The organism is Sphingomonas montana, from assembly GCF_001956315.1.
Classification (GTDB): domain Bacteria; phylum Pseudomonadota; class Alphaproteobacteria; order Sphingomonadales; family Sphingomonadaceae; genus Sphingomonas_R; species Sphingomonas_R montana.
Genome location: NZ_MOLY01000041.1, coordinates 54,923 through 78,682 on the forward strand (window position 1 = coordinate 54,923; position 23,760 = coordinate 78,682).

At 66.6% G+C, this 23,760-nt stretch carries 17 protein-coding genes; 5 read left to right on the plus strand and 12 right to left on the minus strand.

Translation table 11 applies throughout. The annotated features are described in order from the left end of the window. Positions 1-95: 95 nt before the first annotated feature. Positions 96-1,691 (minus strand): alpha-N-arabinofuranosidase, encoded by a 1,596-nt coding sequence (locus tag BKY59_RS11470; RefSeq protein WP_276205508.1) that lies wholly within the window; start codon positions 1,689-1,691, stop codon positions 96-98. A 57-nt stretch (positions 1,692-1,748) separates the two neighbouring features. On the opposite strand from BKY59_RS11470, the gene BKY59_RS11475 reads away from it, so the two are divergent. The 3 genes from BKY59_RS11475 to BKY59_RS11485 are packed head-to-tail and all read left to right on the plus strand — an operon-like array spanning position 1,749 to position 4,342. Continuing rightward, positions 1,749-2,747, plus strand: coding sequence for a 2-dehydro-3-deoxygalactonokinase (locus tag BKY59_RS11475; RefSeq protein ID WP_083672081.1), 999 nt, complete (start codon positions 1,749-1,751; stop codon positions 2,745-2,747). A gap of 14 nt (positions 2,748-2,761) precedes the next feature. Next, positions 2,762-3,397: a 2-dehydro-3-deoxy-6-phosphogalactonate aldolase gene (locus BKY59_RS11480; protein WP_076071843.1), complete on the plus strand. Its 636-nt coding sequence runs from the start codon at positions 2,762-2,764 to the stop codon at positions 3,395-3,397. A gap of 60 nt (positions 3,398-3,457) precedes the next feature. Then, the gene (locus BKY59_RS11485) at positions 3,458-4,342 is read left to right on the plus strand and encodes an SMP-30/gluconolactonase/LRE family protein (protein ID WP_076071844.1); all 885 of its coding nucleotides are present in this window, start codon (positions 3,458-3,460) and stop codon (positions 4,340-4,342) included. Positions 4,343-4,351: 9 nt separating this feature from the next. Here the strand turns inward: BKY59_RS11485 and BKY59_RS11490 are convergent, their stop codons facing one another. Continuing rightward, entirely contained in the window at positions 4,352-5,212 is an 861-nt protein-coding gene (locus BKY59_RS11490) for a type 1 glutamine amidotransferase (protein WP_076071636.1), read from the minus strand. A 165-nt stretch (positions 5,213-5,377) separates the two neighbouring features. On the opposite strand from BKY59_RS11490, the gene lov reads away from it, so the two are divergent. Both lov and BKY59_RS11500 read left to right on the plus strand, forming a co-directional pair. Then, on the plus strand, positions 5,378-6,424 hold the full coding sequence (lov, locus tag BKY59_RS11495) for a blue-light-activated histidine kinase (RefSeq protein WP_206362062.1): 1,047 nt from the start codon (positions 5,378-5,380) through the stop codon (positions 6,422-6,424). 52 nt (positions 6,425-6,476) lie between these two features. After that, positions 6,477-7,211, plus strand: a complete 735-nt coding sequence (locus BKY59_RS11500) for a metallophosphoesterase family protein (protein WP_076071638.1) — start codon at positions 6,477-6,479, stop codon at positions 7,209-7,211. A 161-nt stretch (positions 7,212-7,372) separates the two neighbouring features. On the opposite strand, the gene BKY59_RS11505 is transcribed toward BKY59_RS11500, so the two are convergent. The 10 genes from BKY59_RS11505 to BKY59_RS11550 form a co-directional block, all read right to left on the minus strand. After that, on the minus strand, positions 7,373-7,864 hold the full coding sequence (locus BKY59_RS11505; protein WP_076071640.1) for a GreA/GreB family elongation factor: 492 nt from the start codon (positions 7,862-7,864) through the stop codon (positions 7,373-7,375). A gap of 84 nt (positions 7,865-7,948) precedes the next feature. Further along, on the minus strand, positions 7,949-8,515 hold the full coding sequence (locus tag BKY59_RS11510; protein ID WP_076071642.1) for a YbhB/YbcL family Raf kinase inhibitor-like protein: 567 nt from the start codon (positions 8,513-8,515) through the stop codon (positions 7,949-7,951). 19 nt (positions 8,516-8,534) lie between these two features. Then, positions 8,535-9,863 (minus strand): replication-associated recombination protein A, encoded by a 1,329-nt coding sequence (locus BKY59_RS11515; RefSeq protein WP_076071644.1) that lies wholly within the window; start codon positions 9,861-9,863, stop codon positions 8,535-8,537. 199 nt (positions 9,864-10,062) lie between these two features. After that, positions 10,063-11,241: a glycosyltransferase family 4 protein gene (locus BKY59_RS11520; RefSeq protein WP_076071646.1), complete on the minus strand. Its 1,179-nt coding sequence runs from the start codon at positions 11,239-11,241 to the stop codon at positions 10,063-10,065. A gap of 167 nt (positions 11,242-11,408) precedes the next feature. After that, on the minus strand, positions 11,409-11,765 hold the full coding sequence (locus tag BKY59_RS18365) for an SWIB/MDM2 domain-containing protein (protein ID WP_076071648.1): 357 nt from the start codon (positions 11,763-11,765) through the stop codon (positions 11,409-11,411). 283 nt (positions 11,766-12,048) lie between these two features. Continuing rightward, entirely contained in the window at positions 12,049-16,350 is a 4,302-nt protein-coding gene (rpoC, locus tag BKY59_RS11530) for a DNA-directed RNA polymerase subunit beta' (protein WP_076071649.1), read from the minus strand. A 156-nt stretch (positions 16,351-16,506) separates the two neighbouring features. Continuing rightward, positions 16,507-20,670 carry a DNA-directed RNA polymerase subunit beta gene (rpoB, locus tag BKY59_RS11535; RefSeq protein WP_076071848.1) on the minus strand — a complete coding sequence of 1,388 codons (4,164 nt, stop codon included), beginning with the start codon at positions 20,668-20,670 and terminating at the stop codon, positions 16,507-16,509. 312 nt (positions 20,671-20,982) lie between these two features. Beyond that, positions 20,983-21,588, minus strand: coding sequence for a hypothetical protein (locus BKY59_RS11540; protein ID WP_076071651.1), 606 nt, complete (start codon positions 21,586-21,588; stop codon positions 20,983-20,985). Between the two features lie 11 nt (positions 21,589-21,599). After that, the gene (locus BKY59_RS11545) at positions 21,600-22,784 is read right to left on the minus strand and encodes a M48 family metallopeptidase (protein WP_240500076.1); all 1,185 of its coding nucleotides are present in this window, start codon (positions 22,782-22,784) and stop codon (positions 21,600-21,602) included. Beyond that, a complete protein-coding gene (locus BKY59_RS11550) occupies positions 22,781-23,578 on the minus strand; it encodes a hypothetical protein (protein WP_076071654.1) in 798 nt (265 codons plus the stop codon). Before BKY59_RS11550 ends, BKY59_RS11545 begins: the two co-directional genes overlap by 4 nt. Between the last annotated feature and the right edge of the window lie 182 nt (positions 23,579-23,760).

A 23,760-nucleotide genomic window follows, 5' to 3' on the forward strand; every position in this document is an offset into this window, starting at 1 on the left:
ACCGCGAAGGGTTCTCGACAGGGTCGAACCAGGGGTTGCGGAAGCGGGTAAACCGGAAGTCGTCACGGTCTACGCGCACTCCGCCCCCCATCCCGTCAGTTCAGGTCGAGCATGATGACCGCCATGGGCGGCAGCGTCGCGGTGAGCGTGTCGCCGGCGACCTGTGCGCCGGTGAAGGGGACGGGCCGGACCAGGTTGGGTTGGGCCATGCTGTTCACGCTGTTCATGGCAGGCGCGGTGAGGATGCGGCCGGTGACGGCACCAGCGGTGACCCCCGCCAGTTTCGCGGTGATGGTGGCGGGCCGGTTCGGGTCGAGATTGACCAGGGCGACATGCACTTTCCCGTCCGTGCCGCGGACCGCCGCGGCGCTGACCGACGGCATGGTCCACTGGTTCTTGTTGTACCAGGGCGAGACCAGGTCGATCGGGAGATAGGTGGCATCCATGAACGGTTTGTAGAGATCGAACGCGTGATAGGTGGGGGTGAGCACCATGCGGTCGCCATCGGTCAGGATCATCGCCTGCAGCACGTTCACCATCTGCGCGATGTTGGCCATCTTCACCCGGTCGGCATGGTGCGCGAAAATGTTGATGTTGACCGCGGCGATCAGCGCGTCGCGCAGCGAATTCTGCTGCTGCAGGAAACCGGGGTTGCTGCCGGGTGTCGGATCATACCAGGTGCCCCATTCGTCGACGAGCAGCCAGACGCGCTTCTTCGGATCATATTTGTCCATGATTGCGCTGTGCTTCGTCACCAGCGCGTCCATTTCAAGCGTCTTGGACAAGGTACGCGCCCAGCCGTCCTCGTCGAATTCGGTGGCGGACCCCTTTTTGCCCCAGCTGCCGGGCAGCGTGTAATAATGCAGCGCGATGCCGTCGATCCGGTCGCCCGCGTCGCGCATCATCACCTCGGTCCAGTTGTAATCCTGTGCGTTCGCTCCGCTGGCGATCCGCAGGATGCTGGTGCCGGCGGGTGCCTTGATGAAGGTGCCGTAGCGGCGGGTGAGATCGGCGGCATAATCCGCCTTCATGTTGCCGCCACACCCCCACAGCTCGTTGCCGACGCCGAAATAGGGGACCTTCCACGGCGCGCGATGGCCGTTGCGGGCGCGTTCGTCCGCCAATGATCCGGCGGGGGCGGTCATGTACTCGACCCATTCGGCCATTTCCTGCGGCGTGCCGTTGCCGACATTGCCCGCAATATAGGCCTCCGCCCCGATCTGTTCGGCGAGATCCATGAATTCATGCGTGCCGACGCTGTTGGGTTCGGTGACGCCGCCCCAGTGGGTGTTGATCTTGACCGGGCGCTTGCCGCGCGGGCCGACGCCCTCGCGCCAATGATATTCATCGGCGAAGCAGCCGCCGGGCCAGCGAATGACGGGCACCTTCAACGCGCGCAACGCCCCCACCACATCGTTGCGGAAGCCGCGGGTGTTGGGGATCTTCGACCGTTCGCCTACCCAGAGGCCACCATAGATGCCGGTGCCGAGATGTTCGGCGAATTGTCCGAACAACTGCCGGTTCAGGCGGGCGCCCGGCTGGTCGGCGTGGATGGTCATGGTCGCCGCGGGGGCAGCCGAAGCGACCGACGCCGGCGCCGTCGGAGCCGTCTGGGCGTAGGCGGCGACCGGGGCGGTGGCGAGCAGCCAGCCCCCGACGATCATCCGCAACGCCGATTTCCGATCGGTCATGTCGATCCTCCCCCATTTGCCGTGTCAGGTTTCTTGTCCTACAAACAGCTATCGAACATGCCGGCAGCGATCAAGCCGGCGCGACGCGGGAGTGGGGCGGCTTTGCAGGAAGACACCGGGCGGGAAGACACCGGTCAGGATGTGGCCGGATGGCAGGCCGGCGACCGGATCGCGGGGGATTGGGGAACGAGCCGGTTGCGGCTGTTCCGCCTGCGTGGGTCTCGAGTGACGAAAATGCTGGAAGGGCCGGGGATCGGCGTGGTGGCGGGCCCGCCCGGCGACGTGCTGGCCGCGACGCTGGCCCCATGGTTCGCGCAGGGGCTGCCGACCGACGCGGAGATCATGCTGTGCGGCATGGCCGGATCGCGCGGCGGCATCGCGGAGGTGGCCTATGCCGAATGTCCGGTCGATGCGGCCGGATGGCGCGCGCATGCCGGCACGGTGGCGGTTGGAACGTTGCGGGTCGTGATCGCACCGGGGCTGGCCTGCGTGCGCGAGGATGGCGCGCCCGACGTGATGCGCGGCGAGGAGACGCAGATCTTCGGCATGCTGGCGCTGCATCCGGCGCTGGCGCAGGGGCGGCACTGCATCGCGTTGCCGGGGACGCACGGGAAATGGGCGGAGGTCGCGGACGGCCGCGTCTTGGGGTTCCGGACGTTCCTGACGGGTGAACTGTTCGCGTTGCTGCGCGACCGGTCGATCCTGACGACGGCGGGCGGCGACGACAGCGGCGGCGACGAAGGCTTCGCCGACGGACTGGCGCGGGCGGAAGCGGGCGGATATCTGGGGGCGCTGTTCGAGGCGCGGGCCGCGCAGTTGCGGGCCGGCCGGTCGCGGGGCTGGGCGGTGGGCTTCCTGTCCGGCCTGACGATCGGGCACGAGGTGCGCGAGGCACTGCCCGGCGTGGCAGCGGATGGCGAGGTCATGCTGGTCGGTGATCCGGCATTGACGCGGCTTTATGGCCAGGCGCTGGCCCGGCATGGGCGCAGTGCGACCTATGGCGACGGATCGGCGGCGGCGCTTGCCGGGCTGCGGGTATTGGAGGGACGGGCATGACGACCACGACAGGCATGACGATCGACGATGTGCTGGCCGGTGGTGCGCCGCCGGTGGTGGCAATACTGCGCGGCGTGCGGCCGGACGAGGCGGTGGCGGTGGCGGGCGCGCTGGTGGCCGCGGGCATCCTGCTGATCGAGGTGCCGATGAATTCGCCCGACCCGATCGACAGCATCGTCGCGATCCAGCAGGCCTATGGCGACCGCGCGCTGATCGGTGCGGGGACCGTGCTGAACGCGGATGCGGTCGCCGCGCTGGCGGCGACGGGCGCGCGGCTGATGGTGACGCCGAACACGAACCCGGCGCTGATCGCCGCGGGGGTGGCGGCCGGGCTGGAACCGATGCCGGGGTTCGTGACGCCGAGCGAGGCGTTCGCGGCGATCGATGCGGGTGCGCGGCGGCTGAAGCTGTTTCCCGCGACCGCGTTCGGCCCCGCCTATCTGAAGGCGATCGGCGAGGTGGTGCCCAAGTCAGTGCGGCTGTGGGCGGTGGGCGGTACGGGTGCGGACAATATCGGTGCGTGGCTGGCGGCCGGGGCGGAGGGCGTCGGCGTCGGCGGTGCGCTGTTCCGCCCGGGCGACGGCGCGGCCGACGTGGCGGCGAAGGCGGAGGCGCTGGTGACCGCGTGGCGACGGCACGTTGCGGCCTAGATCGTGACGGGTGCAGGGAAACAGGATCCGGAACAAGGCGAGAGTGCGATGGGCGAAACGATGACAGCCGAACCGGTATGGGCGCTTGCCACCGAACTGGGCGAGGGGCCGGTGTGGGTGGGGCGCGACAGCGCGTTGTGGTTCACCGATATCAAGGGACAGCGTATCCACCGGTTCGATCCGGCCAGCGGCGATCGCGGCAGTTGGGACGCACCCGGCATGCCGGGGTTCGCCCTGCCGGCGGCGGACGGCGGGTTCGTGGTCGGCATGGCGGACGGCTTGCATCGGTTCGATCCGGCGGACGGATCGTTCGCGCATTTCATGGGCGTCGAACCGGAACTGCCGCGCAACCGGCTGAACGATGCGGTCGTGGACCATGCCGGCCGGTTGTGGTTCGGGACGATGGACAATGACGAGCAGGCGTCCAGCGGCATGCTGTACCGGCTGCATCATGACGGCGCGCCACGCGCGATGGGCGGGCAGTGCGTCATCACCAACGGCCCGGCGATCAGCCCGGACGGCGCGACGCTGTACCATGTCGATACGCTGGGCCGGACGATCCACGCCTTTGCGCTGGATGCCGACGGCGGGATCGACGCGGGGCGGGTGTTCGCCACGATCGATCCGGCGGACGGCCACCCCGACGGGGTGAGCATGGACAGCGAGGGGCATGTCTGGGTCGGCCTGTACGGCGGATGGTGTGCCCGGCGTTATGCGCCGGACGGGACGCTGGTGGACAGCGTGTCCTTCCCGGTGGCCAATGTGACGAAGGTTGCGTTCGGCGGGCCGGACCTGCGCACCGCCTTTGCCACGACCGCGCGGCAGGGTCTGGATGCGGAAGCGCTGGCGGCACAACCGCTGGCGGGGGCGTTGTTCAGTTTCCCGGTTGCGGTGCCGGGGCTGGCGGGACACGAGGTTGCGGTGGGCCTCACTCGGGCCGAGTAAACGGGGCGGTCAGGCCCGGCCGCGGTTGCGGCGGATGCGGGCGACGAGATGGTCGATGAAGTTGCGCAGTTCGGTGCGGCGGGCGGCAAGTTCGACCACCTGCTCGTTCAGGCCAAGCTGCCAGGCAAGATCGTGCCGGGTCGGATCGTCGCCCAGCGTTTCGATCAGCGCGGCCTGCCGTTCGAGGTCCGCGCCGTTGGCGACGAGGCCCTGTTCGATCAGGTCGTCCTGCTGCCGGCGGAGCGCGACCGCGATTTCGCCGAGCGACAGTTCGGGATGATATTGCACGCCCCAGAAGATCCCACCGTCATGGCGGATCTCGGCCGCCTGGACGGCGGTGACCGAGTTGGAGGCGAGCAGAGTCGCGTCGGCGGGCAGCGCCTCGACCTCGTCGCCGTGGATCGCAGGCGCATCATATGCGGCGGGGCGGCCGCCCAGCAGGGGATGGTCCCGGCCGGCGGCGGTCGGTGTGATCCGGCGGGCGAACCCGGCCTCCTGCCGCTTGCCCATGGCCCGCACGCGGCCACCGGCAGCCGCGACCGCAACCTGCAACCCGGCGCAGGACCCGAAGGCGGGTGTGCCGGATGCGAACACCGCGCGCATGAAATCGAGCTGCCGCCGCACCTCCGGGCTGTCGTCATAGACGTGGAGTGGCGAGCCGGTGATGAAGACCGCGTCATAGCCGGTCAGTGCCGCGGCATCGGGTGCCACAGCACCGGGATCGGCCGGGGTGATGCGATCGCAGGCGGCCCCGGGCGCCAGTTCGCGCAGCGTATCGATATAGGTTTCGCCCGAACTGGTGCCGACATGCGCCCGCCGTGCGTCGCGTTCCGTCTTCGTCTCGCTTTCGGCGATGAGGAAACGCAGCATGAATAGGGCTCCGGTCGGAAGGTGAGGGGTGCGATCGTTCATGTCCGCGGCGGTGCCGGAACGGCGACGTTCCGCAACGGTTCCGCGCGGCCGGTGCAATAAATGCGGTGAACCTGGCATGAGTCCGGACGTTCAGACGAAGCACAATGCAACAAAAGGTACGGCGTGACCGAAATCCTGGCCCCCACGACGCGTTTGCCCGCAGACCCTGCCGCGGCATCCGAGATCGGGCTGACGGACCGCGCCGCGCTGGCGCTGATATCGGTCGAACGGACGCGGATGCCGATCGTGGTCAGCGACGCGCGGCAGCCCGACGAACCGATCATATTGGCGAACCAGGCGTTCCTGACCCTGACCGGCTATGGTGCGGACGAGATCATCGGGCGCAATTGCCGTTTCCTGCAGGGGCGCGATACCGACCCGGCCGCAGTCGCCGAGATCCGGGAGGGATTGGCCGCCGAACGCGACGTCACCGTCGCGCTGTTGAATTACCGCAAGGACGGCAGCGCGTTCTGGAACGAGCTGCATATCAGCCCGATCCGCGACAATGACGGCTCCGTCGCCTATTATTTCGCATCGCAACTGGACGTCACCGACCGGCGACAGGCGGCGTCGCTGGAAAGATCCGAGCATCGGTTGCTGAAGGAAGTGGACCACCGCGCCAAGAACGCGCTGGCGCTGGTGCAGGGGATCGTCCGGCTCAGCCGGTCGGACGATGCGGCGGCCTATGCCCGCGCGGTGCAGGGGCGCGTCGATTCGATCGCGCATGCGCATGGCCTGCTGGCGGCGGGCGGGTGGCGCGACGTCGATCTGGAGGCGATCATCCGCGGCGAAATGGAACCGTTCGGGCGGCAGCATGTCGTGCCGAGCGGGCCGCCGGTGGCGATCGCGCCGGTGCAGGTCCAGCCGCTGGCGCTGGTGATGCACGAAATGCTGTCCAACGCGGCGAAGCATGGTGCGCTGTCGGTGCCGGGCGGGCGCGTAGTGATCCGCTGGGCCCCGGTCGAGGATGGGGACGGCGTGACGATCGAGTGGATCGAAACCGGCGGGCCAGCCGTGACGGCGCAGCCGGTGCCGGGTTTCGGCTGGCGCATGCTGACCAGCATCGTGCGCAGCCAGATGCGGGGGACGGTAAAGTTCGACCTGCAACCGGAAGGGCTGCGGGCGATGTTGACGATCCGGCGCCGCGTCGGCGGCGTATCGACGGACTGAACCGCGTTGCCATCCGGGCGGAACTCCCGACGGGGCGGGGCGTAGTCGCGCGATGACGATACGCCTCTTTCATGTCTCGGACCTGCATTTCGGCCGCGCCGACGGCGAAGCACTGAACTGGTTCGAACGACTGGTCCATGCGGAGAAGCCGACGGCGGTGATCTGTACCGGCGACTTGACGATGCGCGCGCGGGCTAGCGAATATGCGGCGGCGCGGACCTGGCTGGAGCGGCTGGGCGTGCCGGTGACGATCGAACCGGGCAATCACGATATTCCGTACCACAATCCGCTGATGCGGCTGCTGTCGCCCTATCGCCGCTATGCCGCAGTGGAACGCGCGCTGGAACGGCCGATCGACCTGCCGGGTGTGGCGCTGATCCCGCTGAAGACCACGGCGCGGTTCCAGTGGCGGACGAACTGGGCCTATGGACGGGTCAGCGCGCGCGGGCTGGTGTCGGCGCTGACGCAGTTGAGGGCCAAGCCGGCCGATACGCTGGCAATCATCCTATGCCATCACCCGCTGATCGACGGTCCGCATGTTCACGGCGAGGCGCGGACCGCCGGCGGGGCCGCGGCACTGGCGGCGCTTGGCGCGGCGGGGGCGGATGCGGTGCTCAGCGGGCATGTCCATGATCCGTTCGATGTGCCCCATCCGGTAGCGGGGCGGACCGTGCGGCTGATCGGGGCGGGCACGCTGTCCGAACGGCTGCGTACCAGCCGGCCTTCGTTCAACGAACTGATCGTGCAGGATGGCGTGCTGGAGGTCCGGCCGCGGGTTTTCGGGTGACGGCGGCGGACTGAATGCGGTCCGCCCGTTTCGGACCGGAGTGAATTCGGACTAAGGCACGGAGCGGTCCGGTTGGTTCAAGTCTGTTGAGAACCCTGCGCGGAATTCTCGAAAGGCTCGAACCAAACGGGACCTGAATGAGCGATCCTCTCGGACGGAGCCTAGTCGACCGGGATCGGTGCCACAGCAACGACGTCGAGGTCGGTCGTCCGGCCGCCGGCGCGGAAGGCGGCGATGTCGCCCGGGACCAGCCCCATCAGCGCGCGAGCTAGCGGGGATGTGAAGGCGATGCGGCCCTCGGCAGGCGTCGCTTCGTCCTCGCCGACCAGATCGACGGTCTGCGTGTCGTCTTCGTCGCGCGCGTAGGTAACGCGCGTGCCGAACGCGACGGTCGTGCCGTCGGGTATCGGCGCGACCTGTGCGGTTGCGCGGCGGGCGTGCCAGTAGCGCAGGTTGCGCCGCACTTCCTTGATCGCCGCTTCGTCGGGGACGGCGGCGAGCGCGGCATCCAAACGCGCCTCCCAATCGGACGCCTGCTGCGCGATCAGCGCGAGGCCACGCGCGGTGACGAGGTTGGGGCCGGGCGGGATGGGCAGGTCGGGACGCGGTTCGAGATGTTCCTCGTCGCTCTCGCGACGAAATGCGACGGACATTGATGCAGGCTCCGGAAGGGACGTTAGATGTCCGATTAGTGGATCGGACCAGGATAGGCGTCAGCTGTAAGACGGGACGGCCGGTCAGGTCCGCTCATAGGTTCCGATCAGGCGTCCGCGGGCGATGGCCAGCGCCTCGACGACGTCGCGCACCGCGCTACGGCCCGGATGTTCGCCCAGTTCGCTGGGTGCGCCCAGCGCGTAAAGCTGGAACACATAGCGGTGAGGACCATGGCCTTTGGGCGGATCGGGCGCGAGCCAGCCGGTGCGCAGGTAGGAATTGCGGCCGATATGGATGCCGGGATCGTCCACGGACATGCCGCCTTCCGTCAGGAATCCCGCAGCGGGGGTGAGGCGGTGGACAATGGCGTGGACGAGCGGCGACAGCAGCGGCGGGTCGGCATCCTCGACGATCAGCAGCAGTTCGGCGGCGGTATCGGGAATCGCGTCCCATGCCAGCGGCGGCGACACGCCGGGTCCATCGTCTGTGAAGCGGACCGGCAACGGCGCGCCGTCCTGGAACGCGGAACTTGTCAGCCGGATCGTGTCGGGGACATCGACCAGCGCGGGGTCCGCCCAGACGAGCCGTTCCAGGCCGGGGCGGATGTCGCGCATCGCCTCGCCCAGGCCTTCGGGGATATGTTCGAGCATGGCGCCTCTCCTTCGGGTGCTAAACGCCCCGACCGGGGCGATCGCTCCGCCGGTCGGCACGGAGCCCGTCCCAATAAGCGAGACGCTCGGCGATCTTCGCCTCGAACCCGCGCGGGACGGGGACGTAAAAGGTCTGCGGCGCCATTTCCGACGGCCAGTAATCGTCGCCGGAAAAGGCGTCCGGCTGGTCGTGATCGTAATGATAGCCGCTGCCGTAGCCGACATCCTTCATGAGCTTGGTCGATCCGTTCAGGATCAGCTTGGGCGGCATCAGCGATCCGGTTTCCCTGGCGGACCGGGCCGCCGCCTTCCACGCGGCATAGCCGGCGTTCGATTTGGGCGCGGTCGCGAGGTAGACACAGGCGTTGGCGATCGCCAGTTCACCCTCCGGCGAACCGAGGAAATCATAGCTGTCCTTGGCGGCGAGGCACTGGACCAGCGCCTGCGGGTCGGCAAGGCCGATATCCTCCGACGCCATCCGCACCAGCCGGCGGAGCAGGAACAGCGGCTCCTCCCCCGCCACCAGCATGCGCGCGAGATAGTAGAGCGCCGCCTGCGGATCCGAGCCGCGCACGGCCTTGTGGAGCGCCGAGATGAGGTTGTAATGTCCCTCGCGATCCTTGTCATACACGGCCATCCGGCGGTGGAGGAGGGCGGCCAGCCCGGCGGGGTCGAGCGGGGCGGGGACGGCGATGCCGAACAGCGTTTCCGCCTGGTTCAGCAGGAAGCGGCCGTCGCCGTCCGCCGATGCGATGAGTGCGGCCCGCGCGTCGGGAAGCAGCGGGAGCGGGCGTTCCTCGACAGCCTCCGCACGATCGAGCAGGCCACCCAGCGCAACCGCATCGAGCCGGTTGAGGATCAGGACCTGCGCGCGGCTGAGCAGCGCGGCGTTGAGTTCAAACGAGGGATTCTCGGTGGTTGCGCCAACCAGCACGACGGTGCCGTCCTCGACATAGGGCAGGAAGCCGTCCTGCTGCGCGCGGTTGAAGCGGTGGATCTCGTCCACGAACAGCAGCGTGCGCTGGCCCAGCCGACGATGGTCGCGCGCCTCGGCGAAGATCTTCTTCAGCTCCGCCACGCCGGAGAAGACGGCCGAGACCGCAGCGTAACGCAGCCCGACCGCGTCGGCGAGCAGCCGCGCGATCGTGGTCTTGCCCGTACCGGGCGGCCCCCACAGGATGATCGACGACATCCGCCCGGCCGCGACCATCCGCCCGATCGCGCCGTCCGCACCGACGAGATGGTCCTGACCGATAACCTCCGCCAGCGTGGCCGGACGCAGCCGGTCCGCGAGTGGTGCGGTATCTTGCGACGCGCTGGGATCGGGGGCGGGGGCGAACAGGTCCATCGCCGATCGATATAGGGGGGCGGGGTGAGGGTGGCCAACTTTGTCGCGCCGGTCCGCGACCGGTTCCCCGGGCAGTCGTCATCCCGGCGGGGGCCGGAATATCGTTTGGGCTTGGGCTGGGTGCTCTACCGGATCGAAATCCCGGCCAGCGCCGGGATGACGGTTCTGGTTGGGCCGAGAAAGCGACGCGCCGCTGCATTCAGCCCAGCGGGCCTTTCGGAGCTTTGCCGCCGTTGCGGCGATGTTCGGCGATGCGGAGATAGGCGTCGAGCAGCGTCTGGTTGACCGCGTCCCAGGTGTAGCGTTGCGAAGCGCGTTCGCCGGCCGCGCCGGCCGCACGGCGGAGGGCATGATCGCCGACATAGGTGGCTAGGGTGTCGGCGAAGGCCTCCACCCCACCCGGTGCGATCAGCCGGCCGCTGACGCCGTCGTCGATCAGGCTTTCGCTGCCGATCGCGCGGGCGGCGACGACGGGCAGGCCGACCGCCATCGCTTCCAGCGTGACGTTGCCGAACGTCTCGGTGACCGACGGGTTGAAGAACAGGTCCATCGATGCCAGCGCGCGACCGAGGTCGGCCCCCGTCTGCTGGCCGGTGAAGATCGCGTCGGGCAGGCGTTGTTCGAACCAGGCGCGCGCCGGCCCTTCGCCCACGATCAGGACGCGGTGCGCGATGCCGCGCCGGCGGAGGCGGTCGACCGTGTCGGAGAACACGTCCAGCCCCTTCTCCATCACCAGCCGGCCGAGGAAGCCGATCACCACGGCATCGTCGGCCAGCCCCAGCGAGCGTCGCCAGTCCATGCTGCGCCGGTCGGGTGTGAAGATCTCACGGTCCACGCCGCGCGACCAGATGCCGACATCGTAATTCATGCGCTGTTCGCGCAGCAGTTGCGCCATCGATTCGGACGGTGCGAAGATCGCGTCGCACCGCCGGTAGAAGCGGCGCAGGATCGCGGCCACCGCCGGTTCGAGAAAGGTCAACCCGTAATAGCGCGGATAGGTTTCGAAGCGGGTGTGGACCGAGGCGACGACCGGCACGCCGCGCGCGCGCGCGATGGTGACGGCGCGGTGGCTGACAAATTCGGGGCTGGCGACATGGACCATGTTCGGCGCAAACGCCTTGAGATCGGCGCGCGCATGCGGCGAGATAAGCAGCGGGAGGCGATATTCGCCGCGGCCGGGGAAGGGCACGGACGGAATGTTGACGACCTTGCCCACCGACGCGAAGGCGGGTCTATCGGTGCGCGGGGAATAGATCCGGACCTGCGCACCCTGTCGCTGCAGATATCCGACGAGGCGGTTGAGCGCCTGGTTTGCACCATCCCGCACATAATTATAATTGCCGCTGAAAAGCGCGACGCGAAGTTCGGTTGGCTGCATCGCGCGCCCCTAGCCTGTCCTGCCGGACGATACCACCGGAACCGGCCTGAACCCGCATCGGGCTGTCGGACCAGGGTACAGCGCCCGATATCGCTGTGAACGGTCGCAGCACAGGACCGTGGTCGGATGGGGCGGGGGATGTCCGCCCCATCCGCGACGATGGTCGCCTATTTCAGATGTGCGGATAGATGCTTGTTCATCTCGAACATGCTCACGCTCTTCTTGCCGAAGATCTTCTCCAGCTTCGCATCGGCGTTGATCTGGCGCTTGTCCTTGGGATCCTGAAGATCGTTCTTCTTGATATATTCCCACATCTTGGACACTACCTCACCGCGGGCGATAGGATCGTTGCCGACGATCTCGCCAAGTTCGGCGGACGGCTGGACCGGCTTGTGGATGCCGTCGGTGCGCTTGCCGCCTTCCGGAGCGGTTTTCGGCGCAGCGGCCTTCTTCGGCGCGGCGGCCTTCTTGGCGGCGGGCTTGGCCTCGTCCTTCGTGGCCGGATCGGCCTTCTTGGCTACCATCGTCTCGTCTCCCTGATGTCGAACGGTTCACTGAACGTCCGTCCTGCACGGATTGTTGCGTTTTTCCGCGGTGGCGACAAGAGGCCGCGGCCCGGCGGTGTATTCGATGCGGGGAACAGCGCGGGACAGGGATCCCGAGCGCGACAACGTACGATCTAACGGAGTGCCGATCCAAACGGAACAGTAGGCCGGACAGGCGGGATCACCAGCCGCCAGAACGGACAACGCCGCCGCCCCCATTCGGGAACGACGGCGTTATCCGCGTGCGCGATCGACCGGATGGTCAGTCGTTCAGATATTCCCCGGCGTCGGCATCGGTGCCATGGCTTTCGCCGACCGCATTGCCGAGCGGATCGTTGCCGACCGAGACGTTCGCGTCGGCCAGTTCCGCCTCATGCTCCTCGGCGGCCGAGGACGGCGCGATCAGCGCCTTCTCGACCGCCGCGGCCGAGGCCGCCGCGGTCGCCGCCGCAAAACCGCGGTTGGCGGCGCGGAGAGCGGCATCGCGGCTGTTGGCCGTGACGCGCAGGCGGTTGAGGCCCGCACCCGTACCGGCCGGGATCAGGCGGCCGACGATCACATTCTCCTTCAGGCCCGTCAGGCTGTCGATCTTGCCCTGGACGGACGCCTCGGTCAGCACGCGGGTCGTTTCCTGGAAGGATGCGGCCGAGATGAAGCTGCGGGTCTGCAGCGACGCCTTGGTGATGCCGAGCAGGATCGGCTTGCCCTGTGCCGGCATCGCACCCTTCTCGAGCTTCTCGTTGGCTTCGTCCATTTCCAGACGATCGATCTGCTCGCCCGCCAGGAACTGCGTGTCCCCCGCGTCGGTGATCTCGACCTTCTGAAGCATCTGGCGGACGATCGTCTCGATGTGCTTGTCGTTAATCTTCACGCCCTGCAGACGATAGACCTCCTGGATTTCCGAAACGAGATATTCCGCCAGCGGCTCGATCCCGAGCACTTCGAGAATATCGTGCGGATCGGGCGAACCGCCGATCAGGTTGTCGCCACGCTTGACGTAATCGCCTTCCTGAACGTCGATGACCTTCGACTTCGGGATCAGGTAGTCGATCAGTTCGCTGCCGTCGTCCGGACGGATGCTGATCTTGCGCTTGGCCTTGTAGTCCTTGCCGAATTCGACACGGCCCGAGACCTTTGCGATGATCGCATTCTCCTTCGGCTTGCGTGCCTCGAACAGCTCCGCCACCCGCGGCAGACCGCCGGTGATGTCGCGGGTCTTGGCCGATTCACGCGACACACGCGCCAGCACCTCACCCGCGGAGACGGCCTGGCCGTCCTCGACCGACAGCACTGCGCCGGTGGTGAGCATGTAACGTGCGGTTTCGCCCGAGGCATCGTCCATCAGGGTGATCCGCGGACGCAGATCCTCCTTGCGGCCGGTGGCGCGGTAATCGATCACCACCTTCTGCGTGATGCCGGTCGCTTCGTCGGTCTGCTCGGACAGCGTCTGCTTGTCGACCAGGTCGACATACTTCACGACGCCGCCCGTCTCGGTGATGACGGGCATGGTGTAGGGATCCCACTCCGCCATCCGGTCGCCCTTGGTCACGACATGACCGTCGTCGAACAGCAGGTACGCGCCGTACGGAATACGGTGCGTCGCCCGCTCGCGCCCATCGAGATCGATGATCGCGAGTTCGCCCGAGCGGCTGAGCGACACGCGGCGGCCGCGCGTGTCCATGATGATGCGCAAGTCGCGATATTCCATCCGGCCGTCGGTGACGGCTTCGAGGTTCGAGACTTCGTTGAGCTGCGCCGCACCGCCGATGTGGAACGTCCGCATCGTCAGCTGGGTGCCGGGCTCGCCGATCGACTGCGCCGCGATGACGCCGACGGCCTCACCGATGTTCACCGGCGTACCGCGGGCGAGATCGCGCCCATAGCAGGCGCCGCAGACGCCGCCCTTCGATTCGCAGACCAGCGGGCTGCGGATCTTGACGCCCTGCGTGCCGACGGCCTCGATCCGCGCGACCATGGCCTCGTCCAGCAGCGTGCCGGACGGGATCAGGACCTCGTTGTTCTTGGTGTCGACGATGTCCTCCGCGGTCGTGCGACCGAGGATGCGTTCGCCGAGCGAGGCGATGGTGGAACCGCCCTGGACGATCGCCTTCATGTCGAGCGCGCGTTCCGTGCCGCAGTCGAGTTCGACCACGACGCAATCCTGCGACACGTCGACCAGACGGCGGGTCAGGTAGCCCGAGTTGGCGGTCTTCAACGCCGTATCCGCGAGACCCTTGCGGGCGCCGTGGGTGGAGTTGAAATATTCAAGGACGGTCAGGCCTTCCTTGAAGTTCGAGATGATCGGCGTTTCGATGATCTCGCCCGACGGCTTGGCCATCAGGCCGCGCATGCCGGCGAGCTGCTTGATCTGCGCCTGCGAACCGCGGGCACCGGAGTGGGCCATCATGTAGATCGCGTTGATCGGCATTTCACGGCCGGTCTCCGGGTCCTTCTTGACCGCCTTGATCTCCTTCATCATCTCGTCGGAGACCCGGTCACCGCAACGCGACCAGGCGTCGATGACCTTGTTGTACTTCTCCTGCTGCGTGATCAGGCCGTCCTGATACTGCTGCTCGAAGTCCTTCACGAGCGCCTTGGTCTCGTCGACCAGTTCGACCTTAGCGGCGGGGATGATCATGTCATCCTTGCCGAACGAGATGCCGGCCTGGAACGCGTGGCGGAAACCGAGAGACATGATCGCGTCGGCGAACAGCACGGTCTCCTTCTGGCCGGTGTGGCGGTAGACCTCGTCGATCACGTCGCCGACATCCTTCTTCGTCAGCAGGCGGTTGACGGTGTCGAACGGCACCTTGAAGTTCTTCGGCAGACACTCGCCCAGCAGCATGCGGCCCGGCGTGGTCTCGAAACGCTTCATATACTGGTTGCCGGCCTCGTCCGTCTGCGGAACGCGGCTGACGATCTTGGTGTGCAGTGTCACCGCCTTGGCATTGAGCGCCTGATGCACCTCGACCATGTCGGAGATCAACATGCCCTCGCCGGGCTCGCCTTCCTTCAACATCGACAGATAGTACAGACCCAGCACCATGTCCTGCGACGGCACGATGATCGGCTTGCCGTTGGCGGGCGACAGGATGTTGTTGGTCGACATCATCAGGACGCGGGCTTCAAGCTGCGCTTCGAGCGACAGCGGCACGTGGACCGCCATCTGATCGCCGTCGAAATCGGCGTTGAAGGCGGAGCAGACCAGCGGGTGAAGCTGGATCGCCTTGCCCTCGATCAGCACGGGTTCGAACGCCTGGATGCCCAGACGGTGAAGCGTGGGCGCGCGGTTGAGCAGCACGGGGTGCTCGCGAATCACTTCGTCCAGGATGTCCCAGACCTCCTTGCGCTCCTTCTCGACCCACTTCTTCGCCTGCTTCAAGGTCATCGACAGACCCTTGGCATCGAGGCGCGCATAGATGAACGGCTTGAACAGCTCGAGCGCCATCTTCTTGGGCAGGCCGCACTGGTGCAGTTTCAGCTCGGGACCGGTCACGATGACCGAACGACCGGAATAGTCGACGCGCTTGCCGAGCAGATTCTGGCGGAAGCGGCCCTGCTTGCCCTTGAGCATGTCGGACAGCGACTTCAGCGGACGCTTGTTGGCACCCGTGATCGTGCGGCCGCGGCGGCCGTTGTCGAACAATGCGTCGACCGACTCCTGCAACATGCGCTTCTCGTTGCGGACGATGATGTCCGGCGCGCGCAGTTCCATCAGGCGCTTCAACCGATTGTTGCGGTTGATGACGCGGCGATAGAGGTCGTTCAGATCGGACGTGGCGAAGCGGCCGCCGTCGAGCGGCACCAGCGGGCGCAGCTCGGGCGGGATCACGGGGACGACCTCGAGAATCATCCATTCCGGGCGGTTGCCGGATTCGAGGAAGCTCTCGACGACCTTCAGCCGCTTGATGATCTTCTTGGGCTTCAGCTCGGACTTGGTCTCGGCCAGCTCCTTCAGCAGGTCGGCCTTCTCGCCTTCCAGGTCGAGGTCCTCGAGCATCCGGCGGACGGCCTCAGCACCGATGCCGGCGGAGAAGGCGTCCTCGCCATACTCGTCCTGCGCCTCGAGCAGCTCGTCCTCGTTCAGAAGCTGATACTTTTCGAGCGGGGTGAGGCCCGGCTCGATGACGATATAGGCTTCGAAATACAGGACGCGCTCGAGCTGCTTGAGCTGCATGTCGAGCAACAGGCCGATGCGCGACGGCAGCGACTTCAGGAACCAGATGTGCGCGACGGGAGCGGCGAGCTCGATGTGGCCCATCCGCTCGCGACGGACCTTGGACACGGTGACCTCGACGCCGCACTTCTCGCAGACGATGCCCTTGTACTTCATGCGCTTGTACTTGCCGCACAGGCACTCGTAATCCTTGATCGGACCGAAGATGCGCGCGCAGAACAGGCCGTCACGTTCCGGCTTGAACGTGCGGTAGTTGATGGTTTCTGGCTTCTTGATCTCGCCGAACGACCAGGAACGGATGCGCTCGGGGGAGGCGATGCCGATCTGGATCTGGTCGAACGTCTCGGTCTTGGCGACCGGATTGGCGAAGTTGGTCAGTTCGTTCATGGAAGAACCTCTTCTCGAAACTTGCCCCGCGCCCCGGTGAGGGGAGAGGGAGGGGCCCGCCGCGCCTTCGCGGTGGGAGGGTGAGGGGGCCTGGCTGCTCGCTAGGCTCGCCCCTCTCCCCGGCCCTCTCCCGCACGCGGGAGAGGGAGCAGAAGGTTACTCGGCGGCGTCGGCCAGCTCTTCGGCGGTCGGTTCGTGGGTGTTGAGTTCCACGTTCAGGCCGAGCGAGCGCATTTCCTTGACCAGCACGTTGAAGCTTTCCGGAATGCCGGCCTCGAACGTGTCGTCGCCCTTGACGATCGCCTCGTAGACCTTGGTGCGGCCGACGACGTCGTCGGACTTCACCGTCAGCATTTCCTGCAACGTGTAGGCGGCGCCGTAGGCCTGGAGTGCCCAGACCTCCATCTCGCCGAAGCGCTGACCACCGAACTGCGCCTTACCACCCAGCGGCTGCTGCGTGACGAGCGAGTAGGGGCCGATCGACCGGGCGTGTATCTTGTCGTCCACAAGATGATGCAGCTTGAGCATGTAGATGTAGCCCACCGTCACCTTGCGATCGAACATTTCGCCGGTGCGGCCGTCGAACAGGTCCGACTGACCGCTTTCGTCGAGACCCGCGAGACGCAGCATCGCTGCCACGTCCGCTTCGCGGGCGCCGTCGAACACCGGCGTCGCCATCGGCACGCCGTTCTTCAGGACGGCGGCCAGGTCGACGATCTGTTCGTCGGTCCGGCTGTCGATGTCGGCATGATACTGCTCGCCATAAACCGTCTTCAACCGCTCCTTGACCGCTTCCGGCGGGGAGCCGGCCGCGGTGACGCCGTCCGGATTGGCTTCGCGCCATTCCTCGAGCGCCTGCGTGACCTGCTGCCCCAGGCCGCGTGCGGCCCAGCCCAGATGCGTCTCGAAGATCTGACCCACGTTCATGCGCGACGGCACGCCGAGCGGGTTGAGCACGATATCGACCGGCGTCCCGTCGGCGAGGAACGGCATGTCCTCGTTCGGCAGGATGCGGCTGATGACGCCCTTGTTCCCGTGACGGCCGGCCATCTTGTCGCCCGGCTGCAGCTTGCGCTTCACCGCGACGAACACCTTGACCATCTTCAGCACGCCCGGCGGCAGCTCGTCGCCGCGCTGCAGCTTCTCGACACGGTCCTCGAACCGCTTCACGATGATGCTGACCGCGTCGTCATACTGCGCCTTCACGGCCTCCAGATCGGACTGGCGGGCGTCGTCGGCGACGGCGAACTTCCACCAGTCGCGCTTCTCGACGGTGTCGAGCAGCGCCTGGTCGATCGCCGTTCCCTTGCGGATGCCCTTGGGGGCGGCCGCAGCGGTCTGGCCGACCAGCATGTCCTGCAGGCGGGCGTAGGAGGACCGGTTGAGGATGCCGCGTTCGTCTTCGCGATCCTTGGTCAGCCGGTCGATCTCCTCGCGCTCGATCGCCATCGCGCGCTCGTCCTTGTCGATACCGTGACGGTTGAAGACGCGGACGTCGACGACCGTACCGGACACGCCCGGCGGCAGGCGAAGCGAGGTGTCGCGCACGTCCGACGCCTTTTCGCCGAAGATGGCGCGGAGAAGCTTCTCCTCCGGCGTCATCGGCGATTCACCCTTCGGCGTGATCTTGCCGGCGAGGATATCGCCCGGCTCGACCTCGGCCCCGACATAGACGATGCCCGCCTCGTCGAGGTTGCGCAGCGCCTCTTCACCCACATTCGGGATGTCGCGGGTGATATCCTCCGGCCCGAGCTTGGTGTCTCGGGCCATCACTTCGAACTCGTCGATATGGATCGACGTGAACACGTCGTCCTTCACGATCCGTTCGGAGATGAGGATTGAATCCTCGTAGTTGTACCCGTTCCACGGCATGAACGCGACGAGGGTGTTCCGGCCGAGCGCCAGTTCGCCGAACTCGGTCGACGGACCGTCGGCCAGCACGGTGCCCCTGTCGACGATGTCACCGACCTTCACCAACGGACGCTGGTTGATGCAGGTCGACTGGTTCGACCGCTGGAACTTCATCAGCGTGTAGATATCGACGCCGGACTTGCCGGCTTCGATGCCCTCCGTCGCGCGGATGACGATGCGGGCGGCGTCGACCTGGTCGACCACGCCGCCGCGCTTGGCGGAGATGGCGGCGCCGGAGTCCCGGGCCACGGTCTCTTCCATGCCGGTACCGACGAACGGCGCCTCGGCACGGACCAGCGGCACGGCCTGACGCTGCATGTTGGAGCCCATCAGCGCGCGATTGGCGTCATCGTTTTCCAGGAACGGAATGAGCGATGCGGCCACGGACACGAGCTGCTTGGGGCTGACGTCCATCAGCGTGATGTGGTCGCGCGGGGCAATCAGGAACTCGCCGGCCTCGCGGCTGGAGATGATCTCCTCGACGAAGCCGCCAGTCTCGTCCAGCTCGGCATTGGCCTGCGCGATCGTGTGCTTGGCTTCCTCCATGGCGGAGAGATACACGACCTCGTCCGACACCTTGCCGTCGATGACCTTGCGGTACGGCGTCTCGATGAAGCCGTACTTGTTCACGCGGCTGAACGACGCCAGCGAGTTGATCAGACCGATGTTCGGGCCTTCCGGCGTTTCGATCGGGCAGATGCGGCCATAATGCGTCGGGTGAACGTCGCGGACCTCGAAGCCGGCGCGCTCACGCGTCAGACCACCGGGCCCGAGTGCGGACACGCGACGCTTGTGCGTCACTTCGGACAGCGGGTTCGTCTGATCCATGAACTGCGACAGCTGCGACGAGCCGAAGAATTCACGCACCGCGGCGACCGCCGGCTTGGCGTTGATAAGGTCGTTCGGCATGACCGTCGACACGTCGACCGAGGACATCCGCTCCTTCACGGCACGCTCCATGCGGAGCAGGCCGACGCGGTACTGGTTCTCGAGCAGCTCGCCCACCGAACGCACGCGGCGGTTGCCGAGATTGTCGATGTCGTCGATCTCGCCCTTGCCGTCCTTGAGGTTCACAAGCGTCTTGACGACCTCGAGAATATCCTCGGCGCGCAGCGTGGTGACCGTGTCCTCGACATCGAGGTCGAGGCGCATGTTGAGCTTCACGCGGCCGACGGCGGACAGGTCGTAGCGTTCCGGGTCGAAGAACAGCCCGGAGAACAGCGATTCCGCGGTTTCCTTCGTCGGCGGTTCGCCGGGGCGCATGACTCGGTAGATTTCGGACAGCGCATGGTCGCGCTCCTCGACCTTGTCGGCCTTGAGCGTGTTGCGGATCCACGGACCGGTCGAGACATGGTCGATGTCGAGCAGTTCGAGCTTCTCGATGCCGGCGGCGTCGAGCATCTCGAGATTCTCGGGGCTGACTTCGTCGCCGGCCTCGATGTAGATCCGGCCGGTGGCCTCGTCGATCAGGTCGAACGCGCTGTAGCGGCCGAAAATCTCCTCGGTGGGGATCAGCAGCATCGACAGGCCGTCCTTGGCCGCCTTGTTGGCGGCGCGCGGGCTGATCTTGGTGCCGGCGGGGAACACGGCCTCGCCGGTCTCCGCGTTCACGACGTCGAACGACGGCTTCTGGCCGCGCCAATTCTCGACGACGTAAGGCACCTGCCAGCCACCCTGGCCGCGGACATAGGTCGCCGTGCCGTAGAAGTGGTTGAGGATGTCCTCGTCGTTCATGCCGAGCGCGTAGAGCAACGTCGTGACCGGCAGCTTGCGCTTCCGATCGATGCGGACGTTGACGATGTCCTTGGCGTCGAATTCGAAGTCGAGCCACGAACCGCGATACGGGATGACGCGGGCGGCGAAGAGATACTTGCCCGAGGCGTGCGTCTTGCCGCGGTCATGATCGAACAGGACGCCCGGCGAACGGTGCATCTGGCTGACGATCACGCGTTCCGTGCCGTTGACGATGAACGTGCCGTTCGACGTCATGAGCGGCATGTCGCCCATGTAGACGTCCTGCTCCTTGATATCGAGCACCGAGCGGGTTTCCGTGTCCGGATCCACTTCGAACACGATCAGGCGCAGTGTGACGCGCATTGGCGCCGCATAGGTGATGCCGCGCTGGCGGCACTCGTCCGTATCAAACTTCGGCTCTTCCAGCTCGTAGTTCACGAAATCGAGCTCGGCGGTGCCGGCGAAGTCGCGGATCGGGAAGACGCTGCGCAGCGTCTTTTCCAGGCCGGAGATGTAACTGTCCTCGGGTCGCGAGCGCAGGAAATGCTCGTAGCTCTCGCGCTGCACCTCGATCAGGTTCGGCATCTGCACGACTTCGTGGATGTTGCCGAACACCTTGCGGATGCGCTTCTTCGCGGCACCTTGCACGGTTGGGGTGATTGCCTGGGTCGCCATGGATAATCCTTCGCGCTCAAATTCGTCGGCACGCTGTGGCAGCGCGCCGTGAAACCGGTTCGTCGCGGTCACCGCCTGCAAAAGGGCGGGACCGCAGATACGCAGCACGACAAAAAACTGCGGCATCCGAGCGGATATCGCAGTTTCAGCGTCATGATTTCCGGTCTTCCCAATGCGTCGCGATCCGTCGCGCAATGTCGGATCGTGTCCCGGGGAGGCCGGACCGCCGCGGTCCCCCTCGAAAGGCGGCGCGGCTATAGGAACCCATATAGAAGATCGGTGTTGGAAAGCCAACCCCGCTTGTGTCTGTCGCTATGGCAGGACGGCGCTGGTCGCGACTGCGCGGGCCGCGTCGATGCCGCTTGCGAAATAGTGGATCGCGGGAGCTTCGAACGTCGCCATGTAGAGCTTGCCGTCGACGATTGCGGCATAGCCTTCGCCCATCCGTTCGACATTCTCGTCGGGCCGGGTGAAGCGGTAGCCGAACCGAACGCCCGGGCGGCCGGCGAATCGGGTCGGCTCGACACGGCCGATCTCCATCAACGGCGTATCGAGCGCGACTCGGTAGGTCTGTTCGAACAGCGCGGGAAGGTCGTTCAGCAGCATCGTGCCGCTGAACCGGGGCAGGGGGCGGGCCTTCTTCGAGACTTCTCGCACGATCGGCTGGCCATCGGCGATGCCGCCGTAGAAGGTGAGATCGTTGAGCGTATCCCCGTCGAGCGTCCAGGTTTCGGCGTTGCGACCGGGACGTGCGCCGAGCCGGTTCCACTCCGTCGCGGGCGTGACGGTCAGCGTGGATTTCGCCACGGCGACCGGTGCGCCGCCCGGAACCAGCGAGTTGCCGGCAAATGCCGGTGTGGACAGCGCGAGCGCGAGGCTGATGCCGAGGCTATGGATGGCGAAGCGATGCGATTTCATGGGGCGGGTCCTCATGGCTGTTCGATCAGGCTGCGGAGCAGCGCGGCATCCTCGCAATCAGGCTGTGCGACGAGATAGGTGGCGAGTGCGACCTTCGCCTCGGCGGGCCGGCCGGTCCGCATCAGGGCCAGCCCGAGCCCCCGATGAGCGAGCGGATCGACCGTGCCGCCGGCGATCGCCGCCCGGTAGAAATCGGCGGCGGCGACGAGATCGCGCGGGTTGCCGCGCATGCGGTACAGCTCGCCCCGTGCGAAGAGCAGGTCGGGCGTCCAGCCGGTGCCGGCCAGTTGCGCGAGCAGATATTCGCTGCCGCCGAAATCGTTGCGCTTGAGCTGGTCCGCCAGGAACAGGGGACGCCATTTCTGCATGGCGGCGGCGAAGGTGGTGACGCCGTCATCGCCATCGTCGCCGTCCCTGACCGCGAGTTGTTTCAGATAGCCGGCCCGTTCCAGATCGGTCGGATGGGTCGCGAAGAAGGCGGTGCGATCGTAGCGCGTGCTGCGCTGCTGCCGGCCGAATGCGGTCGCGTCGGCCTCGTCCATCATCCGTTGCCAGAATTCGGAAAAGGCGCCCGGGCGGTAGCGCGATCCGGCGAGATACTGGAAGCCGTGAATGTCGGCCGACCGTTCCTGATCACGCTGGTAGGAATAGAGCGTCCCGTACAGGCTGAGCTGGGTCGAGCCGGTCGCGGTGCCGGCATAGGCGCCGGCGAGCCCGACCCACATCGCGATGTCACCGGTCGTGCGATGGGCCTTGAAGGCGGCCAGGGTGTGGCGCTTCTCGAAATGGGCGAATTCATGTGCGAGGATCGCCGCCAGTTCGGCCTCGTTCCGGACGCGCAGCAACATGCCGGTCCAGATCTGCATGCTGCCGTTTGGGGCCATGTTCGCGTTCGCATGGGGTACGCGCAGGACGTAGATCCGGACACCGGCGCAGCGATCGGCGCCGACCGTGTCGCACAGCACCTGGCGGAGATAGGCGTTCAACGCGACGTCGCGGAGGACGGCGGGCGAGTCCTGCAGCGTCCGTTCCATCTCGTCCACTTCACCCCAAAGACCGCGTTCGTCCACGGTCTGCGGCTGATAGGCGCCGCTGTAGGGCGGCGGCGGGACGATCCGGGTCTTTGCGGCGGGCGCGATCGATGGGGCGAGTGCGAGTGCCGGGAGCAGCAGCGTGGACAGCGTGCGGCGCATCATTGCGCGCCCGGCGCTGCGGCGGTCGGCGTCAGGGCCGTCGCGGTGGTCGCGGGCGCGGTGGTCAACGTCGTACTGCCGGGGAAGTCTTCGAGCAATTGCGCCACGCGCCTGGCGGCACCCGCGGCATCACGCACGTCGCCGCCCATCTGGCGATCGGCGTTCAGCCAGAGGAGGTCGCCGGTACGGGCATCGACCAGCCCGGCATAGCCCTTGTGCAGGCCCGACACGATGCCGACGCCCAGGCCGGCGGCGAAGAGCTGCGCCACCTTGCGACCGGTCGAGCCGAAATGATCCTCCGTTTCGAGGAACAGGATATAGTCCGCCGTGGCCGCGCCCGGAATGTCGCGCACGCCCGGCCCCAGCGTCCATTCGAACGGCGCGCCCTTGCGCTTCTTGGTCGGCAGACGGTTGCCGGGGAAAAACTGGTAGGTGATGACCGCATCGGCGACGGTCGAGAACAGGGCGCGGTAGCCGGCCAGCGTGCGCGCCGGGGCACCGACGGCGTCGGGTGCGACGAAGACGCTGTTGCCGAGATTGCCCTGCGCGACATCGAGCGCGGTGGCGATGTTCGCCTTCGCCTGGTCGGTCCAGTCGGCATTCGGTTCGAACGAGCCGCCCGTCGATTGCGCACCGACCTTGATCGCGGGGCGGACAAGCAGGATCCTCTTCGATCCGGCAGCCAGTTCGAAGCCTGCCCTGATCGCGGATTTTTCCTGCGCGGCGGCGGGTGCAGACGCAAGGATGGATGCGCAGCTTAGCGACGCGGCAAGCGCCACTCGGAACAAACGATGCATGACAGCCTCCCCCCGGAGATGCAGCGTTCCCCCCGACCGCTGCTACGGAGCGGGATATTCCAGGGTGCAGGCCGCGGTCAAGCCAGGGGCCGTGACGATTTGCACAGTAAACCGAATAACCGCCTTCTGCCGAATACGCGAAGCATCCGATCAATCCGGATCGGACCGATTGATGCAAGGCT